The following is a 6,305-nucleotide window of genomic DNA, read 5'->3' as shown; positions in this document are numbered from 1 at the left end:
GAGCCGTCGGAGAGCCCGTAGCAGGACACATTCGATGCGGTGCCGCTCACCGATACGGCTATGGCAGGCTGTGTGATGGTTACTGATTCAGATTTAGAGGAACAATTATCGGAAACTGTTAAAGTATAAGTTCCTGCGGTCAAATTATTAATTGATGACTCTGTACCAATAGTTATGTCTGATGAGTTTTTCCATAAATAATTGATTGTATCTACAGAACCCAGAATTGTACCAACTGATGCAGTTCCATCAGAATTACCATAACAAGTAACATTTGTTGAACTAATTGGCCCTAATGAAAGAACAGGTTTCACTTCTACAACGATGCTGAATGAAGAACCAATACATGGTCCTGATTTAGGAATTACCGTATAAGTTAGAGTAGCTGGGCTGCTCGATGTATTTATTAAAGTTTGACTTATTGGTCCTAAAATACCATTATTTTGAGCAGAGCCTCCAATAATAGCGCCAACAGGGCTGCTTACAGGATTAGACCATGTATAAGTTGTTCCACTAGGGACTATATCATTTACAAATACTGAGGGATCAATTGTAAAAGCGGTATTTGAACATATTACGGCATTTTTATTACAGATCTTAGGAGTTGTGCAGCAAGTTTCAACTGCAATTCCAGTTTGTGTTGTGCTGGATGTTTTTTGCGGATTGGTAGAATCTTTTACAGATAATGTAACATCCAAATTGTGGTTGCTTGTTGGAGTGTAAGTGTACGAAGCATTAGCAGAATAATCACTAACCGTAGTTGACGTTCCATCAAATATGATCCATTTATATTGGTAGGGTAATGTCCCGCCTGTTGAAGTGCTACTAAAAGTAATATTTTTAAATTCACTGATTCCAGTACAGGTACTTTCTGTGCTAAAATTTGCATTTAGAGGTGTTATAACGGTGAAAGTGGATGAAAGAGAAGCTTCAGAACAGTGTGGAGCAGTGTAACAAAGATTATTTTCATTGCCATTAGTACAAGCATTACTTCCTGCGGAATTTCCCCAACCGATGAAAACATTCTTCAAAGTTATATTTGTTGCACATAACCACGAAATTTTATCAGAATTGGCATCAAGATATATTACAAAATTGCCTGTCGTTTCCAGTGGACTGCAAGTATGTATTGTTTTTAGATATTGGTTATCAATATATACATCAGCATAAATATTTGTTCCATAACGAGTATTGGCATTTTGACTTATGGTTACTTTTATAATACCATCTACTGGTGTATCAGATGAACATGAAGAACCCAGAGGAATATACTTATCATCATTACCAGTCGATAACGGATTTAAGGCAGAAGATACTAACTCAACCTTTGCAATATTTAAATCACTTGCTTTACAATTGCATGTTATTGGAGTCTGAGCAACAAGTATAGCAGGATAGCCTAAAATACAAATGAACAATAACAAATATATATTTTTTAAATAGGTAATTTTTGTTTTCATTTTTAATGATTTTAATATGAATGACCTGTATATTACGAGAGAATATTTTTTAAATTATTTTATAGAGAATCAGTTATTAAAGCATATAAATGCTTGCTCATATTGAATCGCCAGAAATAATTTGTGATTGAAAATCAATAAATAGAAATATGCAGTGTGTAGTAACTTTTAGGAGGACGGCCTTTAATTTTAGAAGTTTTTACTTCCTGAGTAATATTAAAAAAAGCTTTTAGAAAAGATCTTAAAGATTTATGTTTTACTGCCTGTGAGATTTCAAGAGGAATAAACCAGCTGTTTCTTTTAAAAAAAGAAGACCAGAAAGAATTGTTTTCTTTAATGTTTTTGGAAAAAAAATCTTTCAATAAATTTAGGGTAGTGTTAAATTTCATGTTTGATGATTTTTTATTTGAGACAAACAGTTAACTTGATAATCATCGATTTGAAAAGAATATCTTAGCAAACTTTATGATTTGATATTATGCAATCAATAAAAACAGAAGTAGATTTTTAAATGCAATTTTGATTTGGATTTGGGAACTAAATCAAAATTTAAGACGTACAGAATTATAAAACGGAAGTAGATTAGTAATACATTTAATTTAGATTTGGGGGAAACTAAATCAAATTTTATTCAATGTTAAATCAATAAAAAAAGAAGTAGGTTTTAATTTTATTTTAATTTAGATTTGGGGGTAAATCAAAATAATAAATTGCCTTTTGATAATATGAATTTATACAGTTTATTAAGTATTAACTCTTTATTTATATAACAAATTTATAAAGATTGTTTACAAAACAACATTAATGTCCTTGAATAGCCTAAATACTCGTTAAAGAGATCTCGCTGTAAGCAAATTGCTTCAAATTAAATGTTAATTGGGTATTTTATGTATTTTTTTAACTGTTTTATTTAAAAATATTCATTTATACATGATTTTTTTAAGAAAACAATAATTGAAAGTATAGTAAAATTCTTTCCTTGGAATTGCATTAAAATTGATTTCTGTTTATATAAATCATTAATATTCAATAAAATAGTTATAATTGATTATTTTATCGGTATAAAATGCATTCCAGCATTGTTTTTAAACAGATTTAGAATCTTTTAATTGTTTTTGTAAGAAAAAAGTTTTATTAAATTGATTGTTTAAAATAAAATTAAATTTATATTCTAAACTTTTTTGTAAATTGTAATTCATTAATCAATTTTATAAATATCTTGTCTATTAATCTATATCAGAATATTTATAAAAAATCATTTGTAAGAGCATTCAATATTGTGGATTATATTGTGTATTAAAAATTAATAGTTGTGATAATATGAAAAATCTAATTTTAATTCGGCATGCTAAATCCAGCTGGGAAGCACCATTACATGATAAAGACAGACCGTTGACTTCACAAGGAATGCAAAATGCTCATTTAGTTTCCTCTCATATAAGTAAATTCCTGCCAAAAACATATACAATATGGAGCAGCACAGCTGAAAGAGCTATTGAAACGGCTTTGATTTTTGCACAGAATATAAATTTTCCTTTGGAAAGCATACTCTATAAAGATGACTTATACACTTTCGATGAAAGAAAATTGGAAAAAATCATAAAATCTGAAAGCAATGGAAATGATAACATAATAATATTCGGGCATAACGAGGCTATTACAAATTTTGTTAATAAATTTGGTGATGTATACATTGATAATGTGCCTACATCAGGATTTGTACACATTGAATTTGACAGCAATAGCTGGGATTCTATAAGTACAGGTAAGACAAAAAAAACAGTATTCCCCAGAGATTTAAAATAAATAAAAGTGTTTGAACAAAAATATATTGATAGAGAAAAAAGCTGGCTGGCTTTTAATGCTCGAGTGCTGCAGGAAGCTGCAGATGACACAGTTCCTTTATTGGATAGACTAAGATTTTTAGGGATTTTTTCAAATAATCTGGATGAATTTTTTAGAGTTAGGTTTGCTGCTATCAGGCGATTAAGCTTAAGCGGTATTTCTGGCGAAAAATATTTTGGAGGTGTTACCGCACAGCAGCTAATTAAGGATATTACAAAAATCGTTATTCAGCAGCAGTCCGAAAGTCTGCGGATACTTAATAATATAGAAGAGCAATTAGCAGCCGAAAATATTTTTATAGTTCATGAAAATGAAATTAATGAAGAACAAGAGGTTTTTTTAAAAGATTTTTTTATCCAGAAACTTAGTCCAGAGCTGGTAACTATAATCCTGAATGATTTGGCAGAATTTCCTGTATTAAAAGATTCGCTTGGATACTTGGCAGTAAAGCTTGTGATGAAAAAAAATCAGGAAGTGCGTTATGCAATCATTGAAATACCAAAAATGATTAATCGGTTTGTTGTATTGCCATCAAGTAATGAAAAGCAATATGTAATTCTGATAGATGATGTAATCCGGATGAATTTGAGCAGTATTTTTAATATTTTTAATTATGAAAGCGTGTCTGCTCATATGATAAAAATCACTAGAGATGCTCAATTGGATATAGATAGTGACTTGAGCAAAAGTATGCTTGAAAAAATATCTACCAGTGTAAAAGACAGAAGGATAGGGGAGCCTGTCCGCTTTATTTATGATCAGGAAATCAGCAAGGATACTCTAAAGTTTTTCCTTGACAAAATGAATATCGATTCTACTGACAGCATTATTCCAGGAGGCAGATATCATAACAGGAGGGATTATATGGATTTTCCTAACCTTGGCAGATTTGATTTATTATATAAAAAAAATGATCCGCTTCCAGTACCTGGATTGAGCCTGGAAGGAAGCATATTAGGAAGAATTGCTGAAAAAGATTATTTGTTGAATGCGCCTTATCAGTCGTTCTCTTATTTAATCAAATTCTTGCGTGAAGCCGCTCTGGATCCAAAAGTCAGCTCTATTAAAATTACATTATACCGATTGGCAAAAAACTCTCAGATTATAAGTTCCTTAATCAATGCTGCCCAAAACGGAAAAAAAGTAATTGTCCAGATTGAGTTACAGGCTCGTTTTGATGAAGCTTCAAATATCTCTTATTCGGAGCAGATGCAGACCGAAGGCATAGAACTTATATTTGGCATAAAAGGATTAAAAGTTCATAGTAAAGTCTGTGTAATAGAAAGATATGAGAAAAATAAAATTAAAAGATATGGTTTTATTTCGACCGGAAACTTCAATGAAGCTACAGCCAAGATTTATACAGATGTAACACTTTTTACTTGTCATCCACAAATCTTGAAAGACATTTCCAAAATATTTGATTTTTTTGATACCAATTATAAAGTACAGCGCTATAAACATCTTATTGTTTCGCCTCAGTATACAAGATCACGTTTTGTTAAATTAATTGACAGAGAAATTGGTCATGCATTGGCAGGAAGAAAAACGTACATGAAATTAAAAATGAACAGTCTCTCTGACCTGCCCATGATTGATAAGCTTTATGAAGCAAGCAATGCGGGTGTAAAAATTCAATTAGAAGTAAGAGGCATCTGTTCCTTGATTCCTGGCGTTAAAGGATTAAGTGAAAATATCGAAGCTATCAGTATTGTTGATAACTATTTAGAACATTCGAGAGTTTATATTTTTGGCAATGCCGGCTTTACCGAAGTATATATATCCTCTGCAGATTTGATGACCCGGAATATAGATGCGAGAGTTGAAGTGACGTGTCCCATTTATGATCAAGAAATAAAGAATGAATTGATTGATAATTTTGATATCGCCTGGAAAGGAAATGTAAAAGCCAGATATCATTCTTATAAATTAGACAATAAATATAGGGTTCGAAATGATGATCCAGTTTTTAGGGCTCAATGGGAAACCTATAAATATTACCAGAGAAAAGCTGAATTAATTGAAGAACTAAAAGAAGATTAAGATAACGCTAATTAAGAATTAAATTCTAAAATATAAATCGTATCCTAGAGAACATGATTAAAATTAAAAAATATGCTGCTATTGATATTGGATCGAATGCCATGCGTTTATTGATTACCAATATTGTAGAAGAAGATGATAAAGACCCGCAGTTTAATAAAAGTTCATTAGTCCGCGTTCCTATCCGTCTGGGACAGGATGCTTTTACAGTTGGCGAAATTTCTCCCGAAAATATTGATCGTATGATTGATGCCATGAAAGCTTTTAATCTTTTGATGAAAGTGCATAAAGTTGAACGGTACATGGCATTTGCTACATCGGCCATGCGTGAAGCATACAATGCGAAAGAAGTTGTCGCATTGATAAAAAAGAAAGCTGACATTAAAATAGAAATTATTGATGGCAAAAAAGAAGCAGCTATTATCGCATCGACTGATTTGCATCATTTATTAAAAACTGACGAAACCTATTTATTTGTAGACGTAGGCGGGGGGAGTACTGAATTTACTTTATTTTCTAATGGGAAAATGGTCAATTCAAGATCGTTTAAGGCAGGTACAGTCCGATTGTTGAATGAAATGGTCTGCGATGTTGTCTGGGAAGAAATTGAAAAATGGATCAGGCAAAATACCGCTGGTTATGATGAAGTTACTTTGATAGGTTCTGGTGGAAATATCAATAAATTATTTAAAATGTCGGGTAAATTACAGGAAAAACCGTTGTCATACATATATATAAATGCGCAATACTCCTATTTGAATTCTTTGACCTATGAACAAAGAATTTCTCAATTAGGCTTAAATCCTGACAGGGCAGACGTAATTGTGCCTGCAACCCGAATTTATCTCAATGCAATGAAATGGAGTGGCGCAAGGCAGATTTATGTACCAAAAATTGGATTATCTGATGGTATCGTGAAAGCGATGTATTATGGTAAAATTTAATTTTGGCAGATAA

5 protein-coding genes are annotated in these 6,305 nt (G+C 31.6%); 3 read left to right on the top strand and 2 right to left on the bottom strand.

Annotated elements, in window-relative coordinates; all coding sequences use genetic code 11:
* Both ABEG11_RS14660 and ABEG11_RS14655 read right to left on the bottom strand, forming a co-directional pair.
* Positions 1-1,460, bottom strand: a 1,460-nt coding sequence (locus tag ABEG11_RS14660) for a PKD-like domain-containing protein (RefSeq protein ID WP_348824919.1), incomplete at its 3' end; no start/stop codon positions are given.
* Between the two features lie 134 nt (positions 1,461-1,594).
* Positions 1,595-1,849, bottom strand: coding sequence for a hypothetical protein (locus ABEG11_RS14655; protein WP_348824918.1), 255 nt, complete (start codon positions 1,847-1,849; stop codon positions 1,595-1,597).
* 931 nt (positions 1,850-2,780) lie between these two features.
* Here ABEG11_RS14655 and ABEG11_RS14650 point away from each other — a divergent pair.
* The 3 genes from ABEG11_RS14650 to ABEG11_RS14640 are packed head-to-tail and all read left to right on the top strand — an operon-like array spanning position 2,781 to position 6,292.
* Positions 2,781-3,266: a SixA phosphatase family protein gene (locus tag ABEG11_RS14650; RefSeq protein ID WP_348824917.1), complete on the top strand. Its 486-nt coding sequence runs from the start codon at positions 2,781-2,783 to the stop codon at positions 3,264-3,266.
* Positions 3,267-3,272: 6 nt separating this feature from the next.
* On the top strand, positions 3,273-5,348 hold the full coding sequence (gene ppk1 / locus ABEG11_RS14645) for a polyphosphate kinase 1 (RefSeq protein ID WP_348824916.1): 2,076 nt from the start codon (positions 3,273-3,275) through the stop codon (positions 5,346-5,348).
* 53 nt (positions 5,349-5,401) lie between these two features.
* Complete coding sequence (locus ABEG11_RS14640; RefSeq protein ID WP_348824915.1) at positions 5,402-6,292, top strand: Ppx/GppA phosphatase family protein; 891 nt, start codon at positions 5,402-5,404, stop codon at positions 6,290-6,292.
* Positions 6,293-6,305: the final 13 nt, after the last annotated feature.

This window comes from Flavobacterium aestuarii (assembly GCF_040049115.1).
Classification (GTDB): Bacteria; Bacteroidota; Bacteroidia; order Flavobacteriales; family Flavobacteriaceae; genus Flavobacterium; species Flavobacterium aestuarii.
The sequence above is the reverse complement of the archived record's forward strand: the minus strand, read 5'-3'. Positions and strand labels throughout refer to the sequence as shown.

Excerpts from the sequence above, each read along its gene's own strand:
- ABEG11_RS14655 (WP_348824918.1), bottom strand. The coding sequence starts at position 1,849 with ATGAAATTTAACACTACCCTAAATTTATTGAAAGATTTTTTTTCCAAA.
- ABEG11_RS14650 (WP_348824917.1), top strand. The coding sequence starts at position 2,781 with ATGAAAAATCTAATTTTAATTCGGCATGCTAAATCCAGCTGGGAAGCA.
- ABEG11_RS14640 (WP_348824915.1), top strand. The coding sequence starts at position 5,402 with ATGATTAAAATTAAAAAATATGCTGCTATTGATATTGGATCGAATGCC.